At 31.7% G+C, this 20,293-nt stretch carries 18 protein-coding genes; 3 read left to right on the forward strand and 15 right to left on the reverse strand.

Annotated features, from left to right (window positions below; genetic code table 11):
- Window positions 1–245 precede the first annotated feature (245 nt).
- Window positions 246–2,891, reverse strand: coding sequence for a glycosylhydrolase-like jelly roll fold domain-containing protein (locus bsdtw1_RS12680; RefSeq protein ID WP_183277928.1), 2,646 nt, complete (start codon window positions 2,889–2,891; stop codon window positions 246–248).
- Between the two features lie 383 nt (window positions 2,892–3,274).
- A complete protein-coding gene (locus bsdtw1_RS12685) occupies window positions 3,275–4,642 on the reverse strand; it encodes a PTS transporter subunit EIIC (RefSeq protein ID WP_183277929.1) in 1,368 nt (455 codons plus the stop codon).
- 262 nt (window positions 4,643–4,904) lie between these two features.
- On the opposite strand from bsdtw1_RS12685, the gene bsdtw1_RS12690 reads away from it, so the two are divergent.
- On the forward strand, window positions 4,905–5,900 hold the full coding sequence (locus tag bsdtw1_RS12690; protein WP_183277930.1) for an AraC family transcriptional regulator: 996 nt from the start codon (window positions 4,905–4,907) through the stop codon (window positions 5,898–5,900).
- A 71-nt stretch (window positions 5,901–5,971) separates the two neighbouring features.
- On the opposite strand, the gene bsdtw1_RS12695 is transcribed toward bsdtw1_RS12690, so the two are convergent.
- The 11 genes from bsdtw1_RS12695 to bsdtw1_RS12745 form a co-directional block, all read right to left on the reverse strand.
- On the reverse strand, window positions 5,972–6,850 hold the full coding sequence (locus bsdtw1_RS12695) for an AraC family transcriptional regulator (protein WP_183277931.1): 879 nt from the start codon (window positions 6,848–6,850) through the stop codon (window positions 5,972–5,974).
- 151 nt (window positions 6,851–7,001) lie between these two features.
- Window positions 7,002–7,562 carry an RNA 2'-phosphotransferase gene (locus bsdtw1_RS12700; protein WP_183277932.1) on the reverse strand — a complete coding sequence of 187 codons (561 nt, stop codon included), beginning with the start codon at window positions 7,560–7,562 and terminating at the stop codon, window positions 7,002–7,004.
- A gap of 264 nt (window positions 7,563–7,826) precedes the next feature.
- Complete coding sequence (locus tag bsdtw1_RS12705; protein WP_183277933.1) at window positions 7,827–8,951, reverse strand: radical SAM protein; 1,125 nt, start codon at window positions 8,949–8,951, stop codon at window positions 7,827–7,829.
- Between the two features lie 219 nt (window positions 8,952–9,170).
- Window positions 9,171–9,386, reverse strand: coding sequence for a hypothetical protein (locus bsdtw1_RS12710; RefSeq protein WP_183277934.1), 216 nt, complete (start codon window positions 9,384–9,386; stop codon window positions 9,171–9,173).
- Window positions 9,387–9,538: 152 nt separating this feature from the next.
- A complete protein-coding gene (locus bsdtw1_RS12715; RefSeq protein WP_183277935.1) occupies window positions 9,539–10,096 on the reverse strand; it encodes a GNAT family N-acetyltransferase in 558 nt (185 codons plus the stop codon).
- Window positions 10,097–10,626: 530 nt separating this feature from the next.
- Window positions 10,627–10,782 (reverse strand): hypothetical protein, encoded by a 156-nt coding sequence (locus bsdtw1_RS12720; RefSeq protein WP_183277936.1) that lies wholly within the window; start codon window positions 10,780–10,782, stop codon window positions 10,627–10,629.
- A 135-nt stretch (window positions 10,783–10,917) separates the two neighbouring features.
- Complete coding sequence (locus bsdtw1_RS12725; RefSeq protein WP_183277937.1) at window positions 10,918–11,352, reverse strand: hypothetical protein; 435 nt, start codon at window positions 11,350–11,352, stop codon at window positions 10,918–10,920.
- A 184-nt stretch (window positions 11,353–11,536) separates the two neighbouring features.
- Window positions 11,537–13,090, reverse strand: coding sequence for an ABC-F family ATP-binding cassette domain-containing protein (locus tag bsdtw1_RS12730; protein WP_183277938.1), 1,554 nt, complete (start codon window positions 13,088–13,090; stop codon window positions 11,537–11,539).
- A 481-nt stretch (window positions 13,091–13,571) separates the two neighbouring features.
- A complete protein-coding gene (locus bsdtw1_RS12735; protein WP_183277939.1) occupies window positions 13,572–13,847 on the reverse strand; it encodes a CD3324 family protein in 276 nt (91 codons plus the stop codon).
- A gap of 208 nt (window positions 13,848–14,055) precedes the next feature.
- A complete protein-coding gene (locus tag bsdtw1_RS12740; RefSeq protein ID WP_183277940.1) occupies window positions 14,056–14,571 on the reverse strand; it encodes a 2'-5' RNA ligase family protein in 516 nt (171 codons plus the stop codon).
- Window positions 14,572–14,634: 63 nt separating this feature from the next.
- Complete coding sequence (locus bsdtw1_RS12745) at window positions 14,635–15,393, reverse strand: class I SAM-dependent methyltransferase (protein WP_183277941.1); 759 nt, start codon at window positions 15,391–15,393, stop codon at window positions 14,635–14,637.
- A 651-nt stretch (window positions 15,394–16,044) separates the two neighbouring features.
- Here bsdtw1_RS12745 and bsdtw1_RS12750 point away from each other — a divergent pair.
- Together bsdtw1_RS12750 and bsdtw1_RS12755 are read left to right on the forward strand one after the other, a co-directional pair.
- Window positions 16,045–16,737 carry a GNAT family N-acetyltransferase gene (locus bsdtw1_RS12750; protein WP_183277942.1) on the forward strand — a complete coding sequence of 231 codons (693 nt, stop codon included), beginning with the start codon at window positions 16,045–16,047 and terminating at the stop codon, window positions 16,735–16,737.
- A 128-nt stretch (window positions 16,738–16,865) separates the two neighbouring features.
- Window positions 16,866–17,807, forward strand: a complete 942-nt coding sequence (locus bsdtw1_RS12755) for a DMT family transporter (protein WP_183277943.1) — start codon at window positions 16,866–16,868, stop codon at window positions 17,805–17,807.
- Window positions 17,808–17,927: 120 nt separating this feature from the next.
- Here the strand turns inward: bsdtw1_RS12755 and bsdtw1_RS12760 are convergent, their stop codons facing one another.
- Together bsdtw1_RS12760 and bsdtw1_RS12765 are read right to left on the reverse strand one after the other, a co-directional pair.
- The gene (locus tag bsdtw1_RS12760) at window positions 17,928–19,190 is read right to left on the reverse strand and encodes a Ger(x)C family spore germination protein (protein WP_183277944.1); all 1,263 of its coding nucleotides are present in this window, start codon (window positions 19,188–19,190) and stop codon (window positions 17,928–17,930) included.
- Window positions 19,177–20,280, reverse strand: a complete 1,104-nt coding sequence (locus tag bsdtw1_RS12765; RefSeq protein ID WP_183277945.1) for a GerAB/ArcD/ProY family transporter — start codon at window positions 20,278–20,280, stop codon at window positions 19,177–19,179. The genes bsdtw1_RS12760 and bsdtw1_RS12765 overlap by 14 nt, the downstream gene beginning before the upstream one ends.
- Window positions 20,281–20,293 lie beyond the last annotated feature (13 nt).

Below are 20,293 nucleotides of genomic sequence, written 5' to 3' on the forward strand. Positions count from 1 at the left end.
CATAATACTATACCTTTTTAATAATTTCAATAATTATTTATCGAAAAACAATAAATAATTATTGAGTATACATAAACACACAAAAAAGAGGATATTAAAAAACTCGCTGAAGCTACCTTTCTTCAGCGAGTTTTTGTGCATCTGCCTTTCCCAATATATATCGGAAAATCTGGCTGTATAATATATTTTGTTTTTTACTACATCACCTACTCCAAGTAATGTAGCTTTTTACCTCACGATACTATTTATTCTAGAAATGTTGATACCTTAACTGGTCCTAGTAAACCCACTGGTTCTTGTACTGCATATTGAGAAAATGCATCTTTATGAGCCTTAACTAATGTATTAGTAACCTCAACTACTAAGGAATTAACGCCTTTTTTTATATAGTTTGAAATATCAAACTTGTATGGTGGACATATTCTCACTCCAAGATTTTCTTCGTTTAACCACAGCTCTGCAACCTCATAAACTCTGCCGAGATCCAATAGAGCTTTTTCTGCAGTTTCTTTTACTTCAAAATTTATTTCATATCGTGCAGTCCCGGAGAAACTTGGATATAGCTTAGGCTTTGCTAAATTCACTAATTCATCTAACTTTATCTCTTCCTTAAAGTTTGGATAATCTAAAGGTCCTGCCATAGAAACCTTCCAGCTTCCTTCGATGTTAAACTTTTCTGATGCTTTTAAGACTTCTATATTGTCCACATCATAATTTTCAAAATCATCACTACTAAATATAATGATCTTGGACTCATACGCACTTAATTTTAAATCTATTTCTACGCCTCCATCTTTAAGCTGAGATTTACAGGCTTTTATTGAATTATTAAAAGCGTCATAAGATACAGATTTTTTATTCAATGGAATATATACCTTTGTATCTATGCTTTCATATGGATGCTCATTGAAAAACATAAATATATCTTCATCCTTATGCTTATAGTGATAGTAAGTTACATTAGGTTCAAAACTATCTAATGTAATTTCATTTATACTTAAACTTTTTATTTTCTCTGCTATACTACTAAGCTTTGCTATTTCACAGTTATCTCTTTCTTGCAAAGTAACTATAAGTTCCTCAACCTCAACACCTTCACTTGCTCTCTCAGGTAGCTTATCTATAAAAATCACTTTAAGCCCTTTTTCTGTGAGTTCAGCGATACTCTTTAATAAATTCTGTGGTAAAGCTTCAGCATAAGGTATTACAACACATTTAAAGCTTTCATTATTTAAAAATATCTTTCCATCTTTCACAGGTAAATCGCCACTGAAAACATCTGCTGGAACTACATCACAATCAATTTGATTTTGTAACAGTTCCTTAACTACTTTATTGAAAGGCATATATTCTCCTGACCATTCAGCTTCTCCATGGTATAACACAGCAGCAGGTGCTATATGAGTTCCTTCTGAAAGTAGGTGGCTTATCCTATTTGTATAATCTGACCATTTTTTCATGAACCTGAACTGAGGATCATTTCCTCCAGCATAAAAATGTGGCGGACAGTCCCAATCTGGGAAAGGCTTTGGTGAAAATGCATGTGGTACAAAATTGTTGACACCTCTTACTAAAAGATGATCAGTAAGCCACTTCATAAGCTTTAATCCTTCAACCCATCCATAGGCTCCGAAAAGTTCACACATAGTTCTGCCCTTTTTCTTTGGATCAAGGTGACCCAAGGAAGCCCCTAATTTCGCTAATCCATAATGAAAGAATTCTCCGTCCCAGCCTGCTGCAGTAAATCCGCTATGTGAGAAATCCATTCCAGGAACGATTTGACCTCCAATAACATCAATGCCAGACATGTCCTGTCCTTCTAAAGCTCTAAAGAAATGGCCTGGTCCATATCCTAATCTACTGTGTGCTCCGTTATCTTCAATTACATGTCCTATATATTCCACTTCATGCTCTCTGCACCAATCACCTAACTGCGTAGTGAAATTTTTGCCATAAAGTCTGCTTACAATATCCATATAGTGATATCTGATAGTATGATCCTTATCTTCTACACCATCAACAAACAGAAGTGGTAGGTTTACTAGAGCCTCTTCTCCAACTTCACCTTTCAATATTTCAAGCATCTCATCGCTCCACGGAAGTACCATTTTAGTCCTACCGATAGATCCTTCAAAGCCTTTTAGATTTCCGAACCTTGGCTCATCAGAAAAGAATCCAGCCAAAGTTTTCCCAAAGTCTTCTTTATATCTATTGTAATGTGGTTCATATACTGCATCTATCAAAACTCTTGTAGCTTCAGCAACTATTGGATTTAAATAATCCTTAGTTATTTCTTCCCCTCCGTCACGAGTCATAAAGACAACAAATATACTCCAGTTTCCTTCCGGTAAGTCCCAATAAAGAACTCCATCCTGAACAAATTCCGAAACGTCAATAAGTGTCTTTTCATCAATTGCACCTGTTTCTATATTTGATATTTTAGCAGCTATAACTACCAAAACCTTATCTTCACCTTTATAACCAGGTATTGCTGAGGCCCGTCCTGGATAATATTTTATTATAAAAGAAGAATCTTTCATTGGTCCTGGAACATCAATACGGTGTGCATTTAGATACCACTTCTTAAGCTCTGGATATTCCTCTTTTATCTTACCTGCTGCATAGCCTGTAGGAAAATGGCTGTCATCCAATACCCATACCTTCATCCCACGATTTCTTGCTTCCTCCATTATGATATCCATATCTCTCCACCATAAAGGTCCAACAAAATCTGGATGAGGTCTTGATTCTATGCAAACTGCTTTGATACCTGCTTCATTTATATGCTTCATATAATCTCTTAGAGTTTCTTCATCTTCACCATGCTGCCAAAAGAAAGGCAGTATATAGTTTTTTTCTTCATTATTTAAAACTTCATTCAATCTTTTCATAGTTTACCTTCCTCGTCTGCTAATCTTTAAAATGCTCCATTACAGAAACTTAATCTGTACATGCTTGATATTCATCATTTCAAAGGAATAATGATTATATGGGTACAACAATTCATAATTAAATTTATATTTTCAAAATTGCTCTCAGAACCATGAGTAGTTTTAAGAATAGTTTTCAAATCAGAGTGTTACATCTATAGTAAGTTATATTATCATTTATATATTTTAATAAAAATATCAAAACACAACATATTTACTGACCAAACTTAACATCAGTACTATTTACCTTTAATTTTCAGCTAGATTCAAATAGGAGGATTAGCCATTTGTACATCTTTAACAAAAGTAATCCTCCTAAATTTACCAAATATAGCTTTTAAATATTATTTCTCGTCTCCTTTTACTCCAATAAAGAAGCTTAGAACACCGGAAACTGCAAATGAAACTACTGAAGCTATTATATATATGACAAATCCACTATTGCTGCCTGATGGGTTGATAAACATTGGTGCTGATAGCAGTCCACCACCAGCGAAACCATACATAACAACATGGCCAGCTGCTGTGATTGCACCACCTATAGCTCCACCAATGAAGGCACTTACAAAAACCTTCCTATAAGGTAATGCTATACCGTAAATGATAGGTTCAGTAACACCTAGTAAACCTGTAATAACATTAGAGAAACCAAAGGCTTTCTTTTCTTTATCCTTAACTTTCAATGCAAACCCTAAAGTTGCTCCTGACAATGCAAATACAGTTACTGATAGAATGGCATTTACTGGATCTTGATGCATAGTTGCAATATTGTTTATTAGAATTGGAATAAATGCATAGTGAAGCCCAAATATTACTATTAGTTGCCAGAATGCTCCAAGAATTATACCTGCAAGTATAGGACTAAAATTGAAAATACCTGAAGTTAAAGCTGCTAATCCACTACTGATATATGTTCCTATAGGTCCAATTACCAAGAAAGTTAGTGGCACTACTATCAATGCTGTAAAGAAGGGTGTAAACATCAATTGCATTTGTGTAGGTAATGTTTTCTTAAAGAACTTTTCAACTTTTGATGCTACATACACTGCTAGTATGATTGGGAAAACAGAACTTGTGTAATTCATCAAAATTACAGGTATTCCTACAAACGTCATACTTGCTTGCTTACTAAAAGCTGTTATGATATCAGGATATACCAGTGCTGCACCAATTGCTGCACCGAGGTATTGATTTGACTTGAATTTTGCTGCAGCTGAGAAACCTAAAATTATTGGTAAAAAGTAGAAGAATCCATCTGCAAATGCATATAGAATTTTATAGGTTCCTGTATCCGCTGATAATAGGTGAAAAGTAGTGCATATAGCTAGAGTTGCTTTCATAAGACCAGCTCCACCTAATGCTCCAAGCACTGGACCGAAAATGCCTGAAAGAGTTTTAAAAAGCGTATTAAACCAAGTATCCTTTTTCCCATTTTCAGATGCTTCAACTATAGCAGCATCTTGTTTAATACCAAGAATTTCAGTCACTGCGGCGTATGCCTTTCCTACCTCATTACCTATAACTACTTGATACTGTCCCCCTTGGCGTACTACAGATAAAACACCCTTTGTGCTCTTGATTGCCTCTGTATTTGCAATCTTCTCATCTTTCAATACAAAACGTAGTCTTGTTATACAATGTGTTACACTTTCAATATTATCTTTTCCACCAACAAGCTCTACTACCTGTTTTGCTAAAGCCTTGAAATCCATTTTTTCTCCTCCCATCAATAAAAAACAAATTATTATAATTGCTACATGTAAATGATAACATTTTATATAATGCTTCAAAAATATCAAAACAAAAGATGTTGACTAACCAAACTTAATATTATAACCTATAGATATTATTATATGTATTTACCACAAAGTAATAAAGTTTATATTTTTAAATTCACTCACCAAAACCCGTAAGAGTTTTAAAAATAGATTTCTGATTGAAGTGGTATATCTTTAGCAAAGGATGGATTTTTATATGGAATATGTTGAGTTAGATAAGAAGCTGCAAGCCTTAACAGAAAGTGAAAAGCGACATAAGGAAAAACCTTTTACTTCTGAAATATATAATAGTATGGAGCAAGTAAATGTAAATGGCAAACCTGCATATGTATTTAATTTTGATGAGGCTTTTCAACAGGGTAAATTTCTTATAAATAAACACACTCGTTTTTCAGAAGTTCCTATGCATATACATACTCATATAGAGCTTAACTACATATATTCAGGTCAATGCACCCAAATCATTAACGACAAGGAAATAATACTTAGAGAAGGACAGGTTTGTATTGTAGATACGGGCGTTCCCCATGCAGTTTTGGCAACTACAGAGAATGATATTATAATCAATTTTCTAATGAGTAAAGAATACTTTTCCACCGCTTTCCTAAGCAGACTATCAGGAAAAGGAATTATATCAGAGTTTTTGATAAACGCTTTATCAGACAGAAAAGAACATGATAACTACATTATTTTTAACTCTGAAAATAATAAAAAGCTCCCTAATCATATAAGAGAACTTCTATGTGAGTATTTTGACAAATCACTATACTCTGATGAAATAATAGATTGTTATATGATACTTATATTTACAGAACTAATGAGAGTATTTCAGTATGAAACCAATCAGTCTCAAGCAACATCAAACAGAAATGCTACAATAATTGATATACTTCAGTACTTAGAAGAAAATTATATGACCTGCACTTTAGCCTCAACAGCATCACATTTTAATTTTCATCCTAATTACTTAAGTTCTTTGATTAAGAAAAGCACCAATAAATCCTTTAAGGAACTGATCCAGGCTCAGAAACTAACTCAAGCTTCTATTTTACTTACCAACAGTGATTTACCTATTTATGAGATAGCAAATAATATTGGCTACGAAAATTTAAACTTTTTTTATAAGAAATTTAAGAGTTACTTTGATGTTACACCAAATGAATTTCGTGAAAAGCATAAAGGATATAATTAATGAAGATTTAAATCTATATACTAAAACCTCCTCTGAAAATCCAGAGGAGGTTTTTTTACATATGTTTTAGATTAAAGTGATACCCCTTTAACTGGTATCCAAATCTCACTTTTAAAGTTTGGTGAAGATACATCCTTGCTTTCGTTCCATAAAATTTCAGGACCTTCTGCCTGCTCATAGTTTGAAGATGGAAACCATTCCGAATATATACGGCCCCACACATTTTGAAGTGTACCCGGAAATGGTCCTACAGCCTCAAATACAGCCCATGTTGATGCAGCAACATCAAGCTTAGTTAAGTTTACGGGACACTCTTCTGTTGTGGCAACTCCTATATAGTGATCAAGCTCTCCTCTTTCTTCCATTCTTCCTTCTGAGAAGTTTGTAGATGCACTTATTATTCCTCGTGGATCTATATTTGAAAGTTCTTTAAGCTGATGAATCATTTCTTCATTTAAACTTTTCCACATCTCTGCAATACCTGGATTAACTCCGTTAAAGACAATTGGAACCCTCTTCTTTATACCTACTATACTAAATGCCTCTTTTTCTACAATTCTATAATTCATTTCATTTCCCCCTTTAATTGTTAGTTGAAAGGTCATTCTTGGATATGCTTTCAATGATTGACCCTTCAGTCTTGCTTCAGAAGGCGTTATCCCATGCAAGTTTTGAAAAGCTCTTGTAAAGGAATCTGGTGAGCTGTATCCATATTTAATTGCAATATCAATCACCTTTACATTGCTATTATTAAGTTCAAAAGCAGCAAGAGTAAGCCTTCTTCTACGAATATATTCAGATAAAGATATCCCTGCTAGGAAAGAAAACATTCTTTGAAAATGATATTCTGAGCATAATGCCAATCTAGCTACTTCTTTAATATCAATATCATCTGTAAGGTTCTTTTCAATATAATCTAATGCTTCATTCATTCTTTTTAGCGAATCCATTTTGTAACCTCTCCTTTCATTAATAGAATATCAGAATTTACAGAGGTCTATCCGACTTATCTAGTTCAATTTTGTAGGGTATACTGTTTACCGATATTTTAACAATAAATTCATAGGAAAACTAAAAAAGAACCCTGATCGTTCAAGGTTCCTATTGGTTATTACTTTGAATTACTATATATTCCACAGGAACAGAATCAGTTAACCAAACTTTATTCTTTGAAAGATAGAATTTATGTCCATTATTAAACATTCTTATAGAATCAATCTTAAGTACAATGGGCTTTCCATGACGTTTGCCTACTGACAAGGCTGTGTCAAAATCCATAGACAAATGTACATATTGCCTACTTTGTTTTTGTATACCTAAATCCATAATACTATCAATAAATCTTTTTGAGGTTCCGTGATAAAGGTGCTTTGGCGGAATACTTTCCGCTAATTCCACATCAACCTCTATTGAATGACCTTGATTAGCTCTTATTTTTGTTCTATCATCATTAAAACTATATCTTTGCTTATTATTCTCCTTAACAATGCGTTCTAGAGTATCAAAATCTATCCTTTTTCTTGCTCTATTTATTCCTTCAATTAAATCTTCTACCTTTGCCCATCCATTTTCATCTAGGGTAATCCCTATAGTCTCTGGGCTATGTCTTAAAATCAAACTAATAAATTTTCCTAATTCTATGTCTTCTCTATTTTCTTTCACTTTTAACACCACCGTTTTTCCTCAATTCAAAGACCTTCTATAAATTCATTATAAGACTAATTTATCCAGCTCACAATGGAGATACATTTAAGTTTCAGAAAAGAACTTGAAGGATCTTCAACTACAAAAATTAAATTTTAGCTAGTTATAGTTTTTGTCTAATGAAAAAAAGTGCTCCGTCCACTTTAAAATAGCCTTGACATAAGGTCCATTTTAACTAAACGTAAGCACTTCTTCTTAATTATCTATTTTATATACCTGAAACTAAAAAACTAGCTCTCCTGGTCTGTATCCACTTGGCAATTCTTCTTCTACTAAAAACTTGAAGTTGTCATCACGTAGTATTGGTAAAAATACTTCGTATGGGATTTTTGAGAACTCACAGCCATAACTGCTTGCTCCGAACCATTTACCTTCTTTGCTGCTCAAATTTAAGTCTCTAGCAAATTTTGTATGATTTGAGCAATCATGAACTGCTAAATCCCAACCTTCTTCATCAGCTATTTTCATGAATTTTAGAGTTAATTCTCTACTCCAAGTTGGAGATATGTAACCATGTCTTGAGATATACATGTTTTCCCCATAATAGTTGTCTATGTTATTCTCATTTAAATGTAACTCTGCACAATTGATAAAATCTACTTTTGTATCTAATATCGCTTGCTTTTTCTCAAAGAAAGTTTCAAAGAACTCAGGAGTCATTGGAGTTTCAATACCTACACTCTTAAAATACTTCTTTGCTATTTTAATATTTTCAATAACTTTGTCAGAGCAATTAGAAGCACCTAAGTTAAAACGTATCTCGTCAAGACCAGCTTCTGCTAATGCCTTCAATGTCTCTTCTGTAGCTAAAAGACCATTTGTATATAAATGTTGATGAATATTAGCATCTCTAAATTTCTTTACTACTGAGTAGTATTTTTCTATTTCCATAAATGGTTCTAAATAAACGTAGGAAATACCAGTTGGTTTCTTGTGTATTGAAAGAAGAAGATCTATATCCTTCTCATAAAACTTTGTTTCTCCAATTTGCCACATACCTTCACCAATTGGAGGAATATAATCTAGTTCTCCATAGTTGTAGCAGAACTTACACTGTATATTACATTTGTTTGTTTTTCTAATAGCACTCAAACCAGTTCCAAACAGACAAGAGCTACATCCTTTTGAAAACTTATTATCATTTCCTACATAATAAGTTCTATTTCCCAAGGTTTTAAAATTTTTAATTTCTGACATTAACATTTCATTTCTATGATCAATCGCTGCCTCAATTTGGGCAAAGGTAGCGTATATGATTTCTTGTTGCTTTGTCATTGGTTCCTCATCCTCTGGTAACATTGCAAAAAACTCAAACCAACTCAATGCATCCTTTTTTGAAATTTTCATAAAGTTCCTCCTCTAATTATCCTCTTGAAGACTCAAATTAAATCTTCTAGCTATGCTTTTCACATACTCTTCTTCAAAAGACATACATGAACTCATATAATTATATAGCAATTTTGATGTTTTGTATGCAAATTGAGAGTATAATTTTCAATATTGTTATTTAGCATAGAATTCAATTTTAGCATGTGAGTATGATAATGAAAATAAAAACTTGTGGACTTATTCTACTATTATCTCTATCCTTTTTAATTTTTCCTGAACTTCGAAAAACTTTTCTGCTAACTCATCATACTTATCATCTAAATGTTTTCTTACTGCTTCATCTTCTGTCTTGCCCTTTTCTTCCATCAATTTGTCCATATCACTCATTATTGAAAAAAACTCCATAGCTATCATATATGCTGTTCCAGCGTTTGATATATAGTTTGCTATCATATCTCTTACCCCTTTTTTATGCTATTTTTAATATATTGTAGCAACTTATATACTTTATAGCTCGTATTATCTTGAGAATTTTAGTAATATATAAACTTTTTCTATCTCCATCTCATGAATACAGGACTAATTTTACTATTTCGCTTTTAAGTTTACTTCTCAATTCTCCACCATATTATTCCGTCAGTTTCCTTATACTTAACAGCCCCTAAATTTTCTAAAAGCTTATTTGATGGTGTATTGGTTTTTTCCGTATCTGCAATAACCGAAAGTGCTTCAGGATTTTTAAAAATCCATTGAGTCAATTCCTTTAATGCTTCAGTAGCATACCCTTTTCTTTGATGGCTTTCCTCAATTACATATCCAACTATTACCTCACCAAGTTCATTAGGACATCCTTTAAGTATTATGAAACCAATTATTTGATTCTCTTCTTTATGAATTATAGCCCAATTAGTTAGCCATAAATAATTTTCAACATCCTCCAGTACCTTTCTTAACCTTACTTTCATTGCATATTCCATTTCTTCATCAAGAATTACACTTACTACGTTCAATCCTAAATCAGTTTGCATTTTTGCATAATCTTCTAATGCTAATGCAAGTTGATGTGATTGTAATGGGGATATGGTCAATCTTTCGGTCTCCAAACTATGGCTTATTTTCTTTACAGCTATATTCTCATCTCTTTTAATTAACTTATAACTCATTCTTACTTAGCCTCCATAAAATCAATATTAGGGCATAACTATACCCTAGAATAACTTTTTACCTACTCCAATATAGCTATCTATATATTATGAAGACATAAATTAATATCCTTTTTAAATGTACATCAAAATGTTCTTAATCTCTTACATTGGAAGTAGTCCTATTGATGCATCACTTCGTAATAAATCTTATTATTTTTTAAATTCTCTCACCAGAAGCGGTGAAAGTTTTAAAAATAGATTTCGGTTCGAAGTGTTACATCTTTATATAAATTCTGAAATATTAATATCTTACTCATTGGCAACCACTCCTTTAAATACTTCCAATATATACTATAACATAAAGATTTTATAACATGCATCTTTATCTCAAACCCAGATTCCTAGTGTCTTCGAAACTACAAAACTAAAAGGAGCTAGTTATTAAAACTAACTCCAACTAATCTGAAACTATTAAACAATTTTAGTAGCCAATGCCTCACATATAGTTACATAATCATAATTAGCTTTATGGTCGTAAATACTATCTACTAACTATCGATATCGTTACTATCATGCTCTGAAACATAAAAGCAAATAGGAACATGCCTTTCATAACAATCTTCACACATTTCCTTTAAACATTCCGGACATTCTGTCATATCCTCTTCATCGAAATACTCTTCACATAACTGGCATTCTATCATACGTTTTAACCTCCAAATATATATTCTAAGATTATACCACTACATTATATCTCTGTAAAAAATTCTATTTCTTTATACTAAACAAATTTTAATATATAGTAGCTACACCTTTATTTAATATATATTAAGTTATCTTTATAAGACAGTTACTACAAACTTACAACAAGATGCCCCTTGCAATATTGTTTGAACTAATTCAATATTTACCTTACCTTCACCAAATATGGTTTCCCAATTATATAGCAAACTATTTCGTGAACATTCACAAATGTAAGGTGTATTTATATAATTTTTATTAACTAAATCGCACGCACAGAATTTATATTTTATATGATATAAATGTTCTTTTTCTATTACATCAATAATAATTTCCGGAAATGCTTTCTTTAACTTTTCAATAAATTCTTCTTCATTACTTGAATTATTTTTTACATTCAAATAAACCTGCTTAGTATATGAATTTGAACAAGCTTTTCCACATTCTTTTAATATTTGCTTTCTGCTAATATCATCAATTTGATCCAAGGATTTCTGAAAGCCATTAAACCAATACTTTAAAAAATTATCCATTCCCAATCCCTCAATTATACAAATAAAGTTTCCTCACATTATATTCAAATCATTAAACATTATTACACTGTAAGTATACTCCAATCGCAATCTTTCTAAGTAAAATACAAGCAGCAATAATACCCTTTGATATTATTGCTGCTTGTATTATTATCTATATTAGTTTGTAGATTAATTATATATATTATACGATTTTAGTTGTCCATTCCTCACAATTCCAAACATCCGTCACAATATCACTATAAAACTCTGGTTCATGGCACACTAGAATTATGCCGCCTTCATATTCCTTTAAGGCACGCTTTAGTTCATCTTTAGCATGAAGATCCAAATGGTTTGTAGGTTCATCTAAGACCAGTATATTAGAAGGCTTATTTATTAGCTTACATAGTCTTACTTTAGCCTGTTCTCCTCCACTTAATATATTAAATGGACTTTCTATATGCTGCCAGGTTAATCCACACTTTGCAAGACTTTTTCTTACTTCAGTTACAGTAAAGTCCGGGAACACATTCCACACATCATATAAAACCGGGGTTGTATTATCCTCTGTGAGCTCCTGCTCAAAATACCCAATCTTTGTGTATTCACTTAAAGCTATCTCTCCATCTATAGGTTTTAGAAGTCCAAGTAGACTTTTTAGAAGAGTGGTTTTTCCTAAACCATTGGCTCCAGTTATAGCAATCTTCTGTCCCCTCTCCATCTTTAAATTAAGAGGCTTACTTAATGGCTTGTCGTAACCTATATATAAACTATTTGTTTGAAAAATTATCTTTTCTGGCATTGCTACAGTTTTAAAATTGAAATATGGCTTTTTAATATCCTTCTTTATCTCTATTCTTTCAATTTTATTGAGCCTTTTTTCTCTAGCTTTAGCCTGCCTAGCAGTTGCAGTTCTCACCTTATTTTTTCTTATATATTCTTCAAGTTTTTCGATTTCCTTTTGCTGCTCTTTATATTCAATTAACCTTTGCTGTTTTCTTATATCGTAAAGTCTAAGGAAGTAATCATAGTTTCCTTCGTATCTTGTAAGTTCCTTATGCTCAAGATGATAAACTACATTAACTACACTGTTTAAAAAAATATTATCATGGGATATTACTATAAAAGCACCTTTATAGTCTATCAAGTATCCTTTAAGCCACTCTATATGCTCTTCATCAAGATGATTAGTTGGTTCGTCTAAAAGTAAAATATCTGGCTTTTCTAAAAGCAGTTTGGCAAGTAAAAGCTTAGTTCTCTGACCTCCACTTAAGGTTGAAACTTCTTTCTCTAAAAGCTCCTTAAATCCAAGTCCCGCTGCAGTTGCCTGAACTATTGAGTTAATGCTGTAAAAATCATTTTTATCTAATGCTTCCTGCATTGTGGCTATTTTGCTTAGTGTTTTGTTCATTTCTTCTGTATCCATATTTCCAAGCTTATTATATAAATCATTAATTTTATTTTCCATATCATATAGCTTTTTGAATGCTTCTTTCAAGAAATCTATGGCAGTAATTCCTTCTTTTAAATCCACAAGCTGATCCATATATCCAATACTGAATTTTCTATTCCACTGAATAGTGCCACCATCAGGTAATATTTGATTTGTAATAATCTTCATAAAGGTTGATTTACCTTCTCCATTAGCACCAATAAGACCAACATGCTCTCCTTTAAATAATTTGAAGGATGCATTACTGAACAATATTCTATCGCCAAAGGAATGGTTCATGTTTTCAATTGTTAAAATGCTCATGTATCTACACCTCCTTGAACTGTCATAAGGTATATAATGAAGTTCCATCTTTAAATTCTATATATATCAGTTCTATTTGGTAGAATTTAAATAATAATATTATTAACTTACGTGCTAATTTATATTTTATTTAGAACTGGTCTATCTTGAGTTGGAACTGGTGTATATACCATTTCAATTCATAAATCTTTTTAGGACTCCTTCGGGCTCTAAAAGGAGAGCTAAAAAAATAAATTATGAAACGAAGCGGTACATTTAAAGATGAAACACTTCAATCCGAAATCTATTTTCAAAACTCCTCTGGGTTCTGAGAGGAGAATTTGAAAATATAAGTTCAATTATGAAGTGGTTCATCTATATATACTATCACCGGTCGCTCAATGGTCCAAGGTCGCAAATATTTCTGTAATAAATATGATCATATTAAATAACAAAAGGCATATTCTCCACAGAACTAACTGTGAAAAATACGCCTCATCTATCATCCATATTTTCTTTTATTCCTTATTATTCTTCTAATACTGCTTTCAGTTAGGAAATACTGCTCAGCTAAGATCTTTACTGATATTCCAGAGGAATATTTATAAAAAATCTCATTATCTCTAGTACCAAGCTGCTTTTTAGTATCAGTATTTTCTCCCCAAGCCTTTTTGTTTTCGTCTTTTCTAGGGATATAGATATATCCGCCATCAATGTATTTTTGAATTTGTTCTATTATACTGTTTGGTAATATATTCTGTGCTTTCTCATATCTCATAATCTTCGCTCCAATCAACATTTAATTTCTAAATGAAGATGCAACGCTCTATAAAATATGAAAAACTAATCTTTATCTATTGGCTCCAAGCAAAAGTTTTTCATATTCTACAAGCTTTGCATGGAGCTTACTACTATTGCTAAATACATCATAATTCACTTCCTTTTTATCACATGATAAACTACTTTGAGGCCCCTTGTCAATTTTGTCACTTTAGTTCGTATTCTATTACAATAATTGATTCTTCATGCTCGCCAATCATTTCAACGGATATCTTATTAACCACAGTGGAAAATCTATCATTGCACTTACTTACATCATCAAAGGCATTATCAAGCAACTCTTTAGAAGGTAGTTTTCCAACTGTCATATGTGGAATATAATCGTACCCTGAATTAAATTTCTTTAATCTATCTTTATATAGTATGCTATGAATATTTATTATTTCATCCGTACCTTGTACAATATTTAAAAATAGGTAGTTTCCATATTTATCTTGTCTTTTAGTAAAACCGTTCAATTCTATTTTAAATGGATGTATTCCTCTCAAACACTCTTCTAAATGCAAATTAAGTTCCACATTAGTCAACTCACTATTAAAAGGAAATACTAAAGTAATATGCGGCAACACCAGATCTGCCAATTGGTCATATTTCTTACGAATATCATCTATAATATGAATATTTTCAAACTTAGGGAAAATCATAATAGTCCTTGTATCCATAATCATATCTCCTATATAAATTTCTATTTTCTTTCCCAATCATAGGCAACCATAAACATGCAATTACTTTTTCTTTCTGCAAACTATAATAAATCTGTGTTCAGTACTTTCAACATATCCTTTGGTCTTTACCTCTTCATGCAATTTACATAATTCTTCAAAACAGTTCTCCACAGAAAAATTGGGGAATTCCCATTGAATCTTCCTTGCAAAATATACTAATGCTCCAATATCCTTAAAACGTAGATATGGAAAAAACTCTTTAGCATATAAGACCTCAAAAAAGTCTTCTTCTATTTCCTTCAGGTTATTCTCCAAAGTATTCTTAGAGAATAGCGGTTCAAAATCCTTAATTAATGTTTTTGATAAGCTTTCGTTATTTCTGCCTCCTACTTGTTGTGTGATAAATATCCCATTTGGCTTCAATAACCTTTTTACTTCTTTAATATCAAAAGATTCATGTCTATTAATAATCATATCAAAAGCTTCATCTTTGAAAGGTAACTCTGAATCATCAAATACCCGCTTTACTTCTATTCCAAGTGGTGCTAATCTTTTCTCGCACAATTTTACATTAGGGTCCCACTTTTCTGTAACAGATGTATTGCTGAAGAGATGCTTCAATGATAATAGGAATTCGCCTCCACCAGTGCCCATATCAAGTAATTTAAAATCTGGTTTTAAATACTTTCTCACTATCTCTTTATAGTCCCAAGGTAAATCTTCTTCCTCACTTCTATTCTCTAAATGAGAAAAATCCCATCCTTCACTTGTATCTTTCTCTTCTTTTTCCCACAATTCTTTTAATTCTCTATAATCCATGATGCCCCTCATATCTCCCATTTAACTATTTCACTATCTAAAGATTCATCCATATATTACATGCTTATTTTAATACACCACTATTGAAACTCTCCTTTTTCAGGAACATATTCACCAGTAACTTCAATAATATTTCCATCAGGATCAGTCAATTGAAAGTAATAATATGGACTTACATTGCAAACCTGTCCATATTTTTTCTGGTCACTGGAATCTGTAGTAACTTTTCATAAAATTTAATTGATTTATTAAAATCATCTACAATCAAATAAATTGAACCTAAATGCATTTTATCTCTCCTATCAAATAAGTGTTTGTTACTTATTTAGCCCATACCAAAAAGTTTATTATTCTTTTGATTATAACATATTTTGTAAATTTATATTATTTTATTAAAGGATTTTTCATCAAAAAATATAGCCTTATATTAGTTTTTTCTATCATTAATCTTTTGTAAACTTCTCATACTTTAATTATTTTGTGGTGATTGGTTATTTGTTATTTCATATATTTACATACATTATTTTCAAACTTATATTATAATTATGATATCTGTTAAGCGACTTATATCATAATTACGATTTATAAAGTCGTAAGTAGTTATCTATGCATAAAGGATTTCAAAACAAATAAATAATTAAAGGTGAAAAAATGAAAGATATAGCAATTAAATATTTAATAAAAAACCCATTATTACATATGGGCATACTTGAGCCAATACGTAGAGGCACTGCAATCATACTGTATGCTGACACTGATGGCGTATTACTAAAAGAACAAAAGAGTAATGCCTATATGCTTTCAGTAGCTAATTTTGAAAAAGGAAAAGAACTAGTGGATAGCATATCGAGCTGTAACCTAATTCTTTCACATCAAGAATTTATGGTTGACTATATAATAGATAGATTCAGGCTGTCTAAAAAACTTGAATGTTTTCAGGCAGTTTATATAGATAAAGCTAAACTTAGTGTAAGTGAAGAATTAGAAATCAAACAGTTAGATAAGATCCATGTAGAAATCATATTAGAGCATTATGGTAAATTATCAAAGAGCGAACTTGAAACGATTTTAGAAGATGGAAATTTATTCGGAGGATATAAAAACGGTATACTCATAGGTTTTATAGGAAATCACCTTGAAGGAAGCATGGGACTTTTAGAGATATTTCCTCAGTATAGGCGTTTAGGCTATGGCACAATGCTTGAAAGTTATATGATAAATCACATGCTTGAAAAAGATTTAGTCCCTTTTGCGCAAATAGAAGTGGATAATGAAAAATCACTGGCCTTACAAAAGAAGCTTGGATTTAGCATATCAAAGGATAGGTTGTTCTGGTTATTTTAGCAGATTGTTGTAAATATAAGCTTGACATAAAGTTACTTTAGTGTGATATATTTATTTTGCCATTAACCTCATGGTACGGCAATTATAAAGAACTACTATAGTAACTTTTTCAAATTAGGAGGTTTCATATGTTTACAGCAGCTTTAGCTATAGTTATTGGGGTGGGACTCGCAAATCAAACAGCTATTAATTCATATTTAAGAAAATTTGTTGGTTCACCATTCTTGGCTTCAATGATCTCATTTGTAATTGGAACTATTTTTCTAACAGCAGCTACTCTAATTAGCGGTTCCTCACTTACAGTTGCATTGCATCTATTTGCCACTGAGCCTTATTGGTTGTGGTTAGGAGGTGTTTGCGGTGTTATTGCACTTACTTCAAATATTCTTCTATTTTCAAAACTAGGAAGTGTACAAACAACTGTAATGCCGATTTTAGGAATGAGTGTCATGGGAATGCTAATTGATAATTTTGGTTGGTTTAATTCAATAAAACATTCCTTTGGTTTTAATAGAATTATTGGTATTGTTCTAGTATTATTAGGAGTATTTCTATCTGTTGCCGTAAATTCATTTAGTGCTAATAGCGACAATGTCTCAGGGAAAGAAAAGAAAAAATTCGAGCTTTTAATATGGCAGATTATCGGAATATTAGTAGGTTTTTTAATGGCAATTCAATCAGCAATTAATGGTCAGTTAGGTCGTGTGGTTCACTCCTCTTTTCATGCAGCTTTTATTTCGTTTTTTGTAGGTTCATCTCTTTTGATTGTTATAGTAGGATTAAAAGAACGCTCCTATTCAAATGTAATAAACCCAATTACTCAAGGTGCACCTTGGTGGGTCTGGGTTGGTGGTTCTATTGGAGCATTATACATTCTTATCAATGTCTATTTAGTTGGACAAATCGGAACTGGTCAAACTGTAGTTCTTGCTTTATTTGGACAAATTGCAGGAAGCTTACTAATTCAGCAATTTGGTTTATTAAATTCAGTTAAAAACAAAATCACTCCAATCCAAATAGTTGGATTGTTTCTTATGTTGACAGGAGTTGTTTTGATTAAAATATTTTAAAAACAAAAGAACTGCTAAATAACTTAAGGGAAGTGATATTTTTCACTTCCCTTAAAAATTACTACTATGCAAGTTTTTACGTTCTGTTGCTATCATACCTCTTATAATCTAAAAAAACATCTACTTTATAGAAAACCCTTTAATATTTGTTCCTGTGTTATTGACTTTAGCATCTACATTTACTTTAACAGAAACATCACGAAATATATCATCCCAATTCCATTGATAATTATTACGCCATTCTTTAGTATGCTGCCTATAGAAATTAAATCCGAATCCAAATATATCTGAATTAAATTCCTCTTTACCTCTTCTAAGTGCCGCTTCAATATCTGAATATATACTCTTTTCTAAGTTCTTCTCAATTTCATCCACTTCAGCTGAACTTATAAATTCTGCTTCACCACCTTCAAAGCTAAAGTATTTCCTTAATGCTGCCTCAATCTTAACATTTACATATATAACCGGTCTATCATCTTCTATTTTAACTTTAATTTTACTTCCCGACCTAGTTATGTAGAAATACTCTAATTTTGTTGGATCTGAGTAAAGAGGAAAACTGCTATCAGTAGTTAATTCTTCTGAACTAGCAGCCTTATAGGTATTAATTTTATTTCCTAGTATCCAGTTCAATCCTAAGGTTTCCTTATCGTTAAGCCAGCCAACAAATTTATCTCCTTTGAAAGCTGCCATACCGCTAGCCACTATATTACCTTGTTTTTCTATAGCAAATCTAAGATCATCTGAAGCACCGCCTAAGGCTGTACCTTCATTATTTATAGAAGTAGTTAGAATTCTTGGAACCACTGGTTCTACCCCTTCTCTCGTTAACATTATCAAAAGATCATGTAATGTAACGGAATACACATTTCCATTGCTGTTATATGAAGTTAATAGGGTACGTATTTTTTTCCCTGAGGAGGTTGAAGAATTAGGATCAAGAGTTGCAATTACACCTTCCGCTTTTCCAGGTACAACTACCATACTTACAGAGTTACGGACACTTGGGGTACGACGAAAATACTCAGCTATGTCCTTCATAATATATTTCGCTGTATCCTCACCAAGCACTAAAACTTGCAAGTAACCAAAAAATAATTTATTCGGACTTGCTTGCTGCAATTTTGTTAATGCCTCCTCCAAATTTATTGCTGATGCAGAATAGACCGTTCCTTTACTTGAAGCATCTGCTTTTTCCCCTAGAGACTTACTTATTGGAATAAATTGAAGGGTTGCAGTTATATTCTTAGAGCTACTATCCAGGTCTATTCCTAAGGAATAGACCTGAGTCATACTCTCATATTCTCTATAATCCCAACAGCCATTAAAAAAAAACAATAAACTTAATATTGGTAATAATAATATTTTCTTATTCTTTTTCATAACTTCCACTACCTCTTTTAATTATGAGTGTACCTAAAAAAGTAAATACTATGACCACTAATACAAAAGGAAAAACCACATAATACTCCATAAATAGGGAAATAAAAAAGGCTTTATTATAAGAATCTAACCTAGTTGAAAGTACAAAAATCACCAAAGATATTAGCAATAATATTATCACCGAATATCTTTTATTAAATATCTTTTTTATAGGTATCCATGAACAATATAAATACAATGACAATCTCATGATACAAATAAGCTGATAAGTGACTAAGATGAATACTTCTAATCCCCTTAAAAAATCTCCAAAGAAAATACTTCTTGATATTTCAACTCCTGCTGAAGAAGTACTTAATAGTAACTCAGTGCCAGATATGCCCTGCATAATAAATTCTGCTAATGGTAATATAAAACTCCATAATAAGATCCCTTTTATGATACTCTTTTTACAACCAGCAGTCTGGGGCATATGTCCGCCAACTACTATGACGAAGAGTAGTATTTCTGCTGATGAGCAGAATGAAAACAATACTGCTTCTCCAAACTTTAATAGGGTCGTATCAAATATAGGATATATATTTCTAAAATCAAATTCTTGAAAAAAACTAAGCGAGAATCCAGTAAAATAGTTAATTACATACCATATAGTAAGTAGCTCAACAGTTCTTCCAAATAATAAAATCTTATTATTTACAAATAAAAAAGCTAGAATAATATTAATAATTATAATAATCCAAATAGGTGTTAACTGCAGGAAATAAATCTTAATGGTTCCAGCCAAAAAGTTTAAAATAGTTACTGCTAAAACAATATTTATTGCCAAATTAATTGTCACAATAATTATGTATATGAACTTTCCAAATTTAATCTGAATGATATCAAATATGCTACATTTAGGATATCCTTTACTCAAATATAAAATTGCAAGAGTGAAGGGAATTGTTAATAGTATTCCTATTGCTAATGCAATCCAGGAGCTTCTTCCACATAAATATACAGCCCAAGTAAAGTTAAAAGCTATATTGCTACAGCCGCTTGCAAATGTGAGAAAAATTATTTGTTCTTTAGTGAACATATCATACTTCAATGAAATCCACCTT

The organism is Clostridium fungisolvens, from assembly GCF_014193895.1.
Classification (GTDB): Bacteria; Bacillota; Clostridia; order Clostridiales; family Clostridiaceae; genus Clostridium_AR; species Clostridium_AR fungisolvens.

Excerpts from the sequence above, each read along its gene's own strand:
- bsdtw1_RS12680 (WP_183277928.1), bottom strand. The coding sequence starts at position 2,891 with ATGAAAAGATTGAATGAAGTTTTAAATAATGAAGAAAAAAACTATATA.
- bsdtw1_RS12685 (WP_183277929.1), bottom strand. The coding sequence starts at position 4,642 with ATGGATTTCAAGGCTTTAGCAAAACAGGTAGTAGAGCTTGTTGGTGGA.
- bsdtw1_RS12690 (WP_183277930.1), top strand. The coding sequence starts at position 4,905 with ATGGAATATGTTGAGTTAGATAAGAAGCTGCAAGCCTTAACAGAAAGT.
- bsdtw1_RS12695 (WP_183277931.1), bottom strand. The coding sequence starts at position 6,850 with ATGGATTCGCTAAAAAGAATGAATGAAGCATTAGATTATATTGAAAAG.
- bsdtw1_RS12705 (WP_183277933.1), bottom strand. The coding sequence starts at position 8,951 with ATGAAAATTTCAAAAAAGGATGCATTGAGTTGGTTTGAGTTTTTTGCA.
- bsdtw1_RS12710 (WP_183277934.1), bottom strand. The coding sequence starts at position 9,386 with ATGATAGCAAACTATATATCAAACGCTGGAACAGCATATATGATAGCT.
- bsdtw1_RS12715 (WP_183277935.1), bottom strand. The coding sequence starts at position 10,096 with ATGAGTTATAAGTTAATTAAAAGAGATGAGAATATAGCTGTAAAGAAA.
- bsdtw1_RS12720 (WP_183277936.1), bottom strand. The coding sequence starts at position 10,782 with ATGATAGAATGCCAGTTATGTGAAGAGTATTTCGATGAAGAGGATATG.
- bsdtw1_RS12725 (WP_183277937.1), bottom strand. The coding sequence starts at position 11,352 with ATGGATAATTTTTTAAAGTATTGGTTTAATGGCTTTCAGAAATCCTTG.
- bsdtw1_RS12730 (WP_183277938.1), bottom strand. The coding sequence starts at position 13,090 with ATGAGCATTTTAACAATTGAAAACATGAACCATTCCTTTGGCGATAGA.
- bsdtw1_RS12735 (WP_183277939.1), bottom strand. The coding sequence starts at position 13,847 with ATGAGATATGAGAAAGCACAGAATATATTACCAAACAGTATAATAGAA.
- bsdtw1_RS12740 (WP_183277940.1), bottom strand. The coding sequence starts at position 14,571 with ATGGATACAAGGACTATTATGATTTTCCCTAAGTTTGAAAATATTCAT.
- bsdtw1_RS12745 (WP_183277941.1), bottom strand. The coding sequence starts at position 15,393 with ATGGATTATAGAGAATTAAAAGAATTGTGGGAAAAAGAAGAGAAAGAT.
- bsdtw1_RS12750 (WP_183277942.1), top strand. The coding sequence starts at position 16,045 with ATGAAAGATATAGCAATTAAATATTTAATAAAAAACCCATTATTACAT.
- bsdtw1_RS12755 (WP_183277943.1), top strand. The coding sequence starts at position 16,866 with ATGTTTACAGCAGCTTTAGCTATAGTTATTGGGGTGGGACTCGCAAAT.
- bsdtw1_RS12760 (WP_183277944.1), bottom strand. The coding sequence starts at position 19,190 with ATGAAAAAGAATAAGAAAATATTATTATTACCAATATTAAGTTTATTG.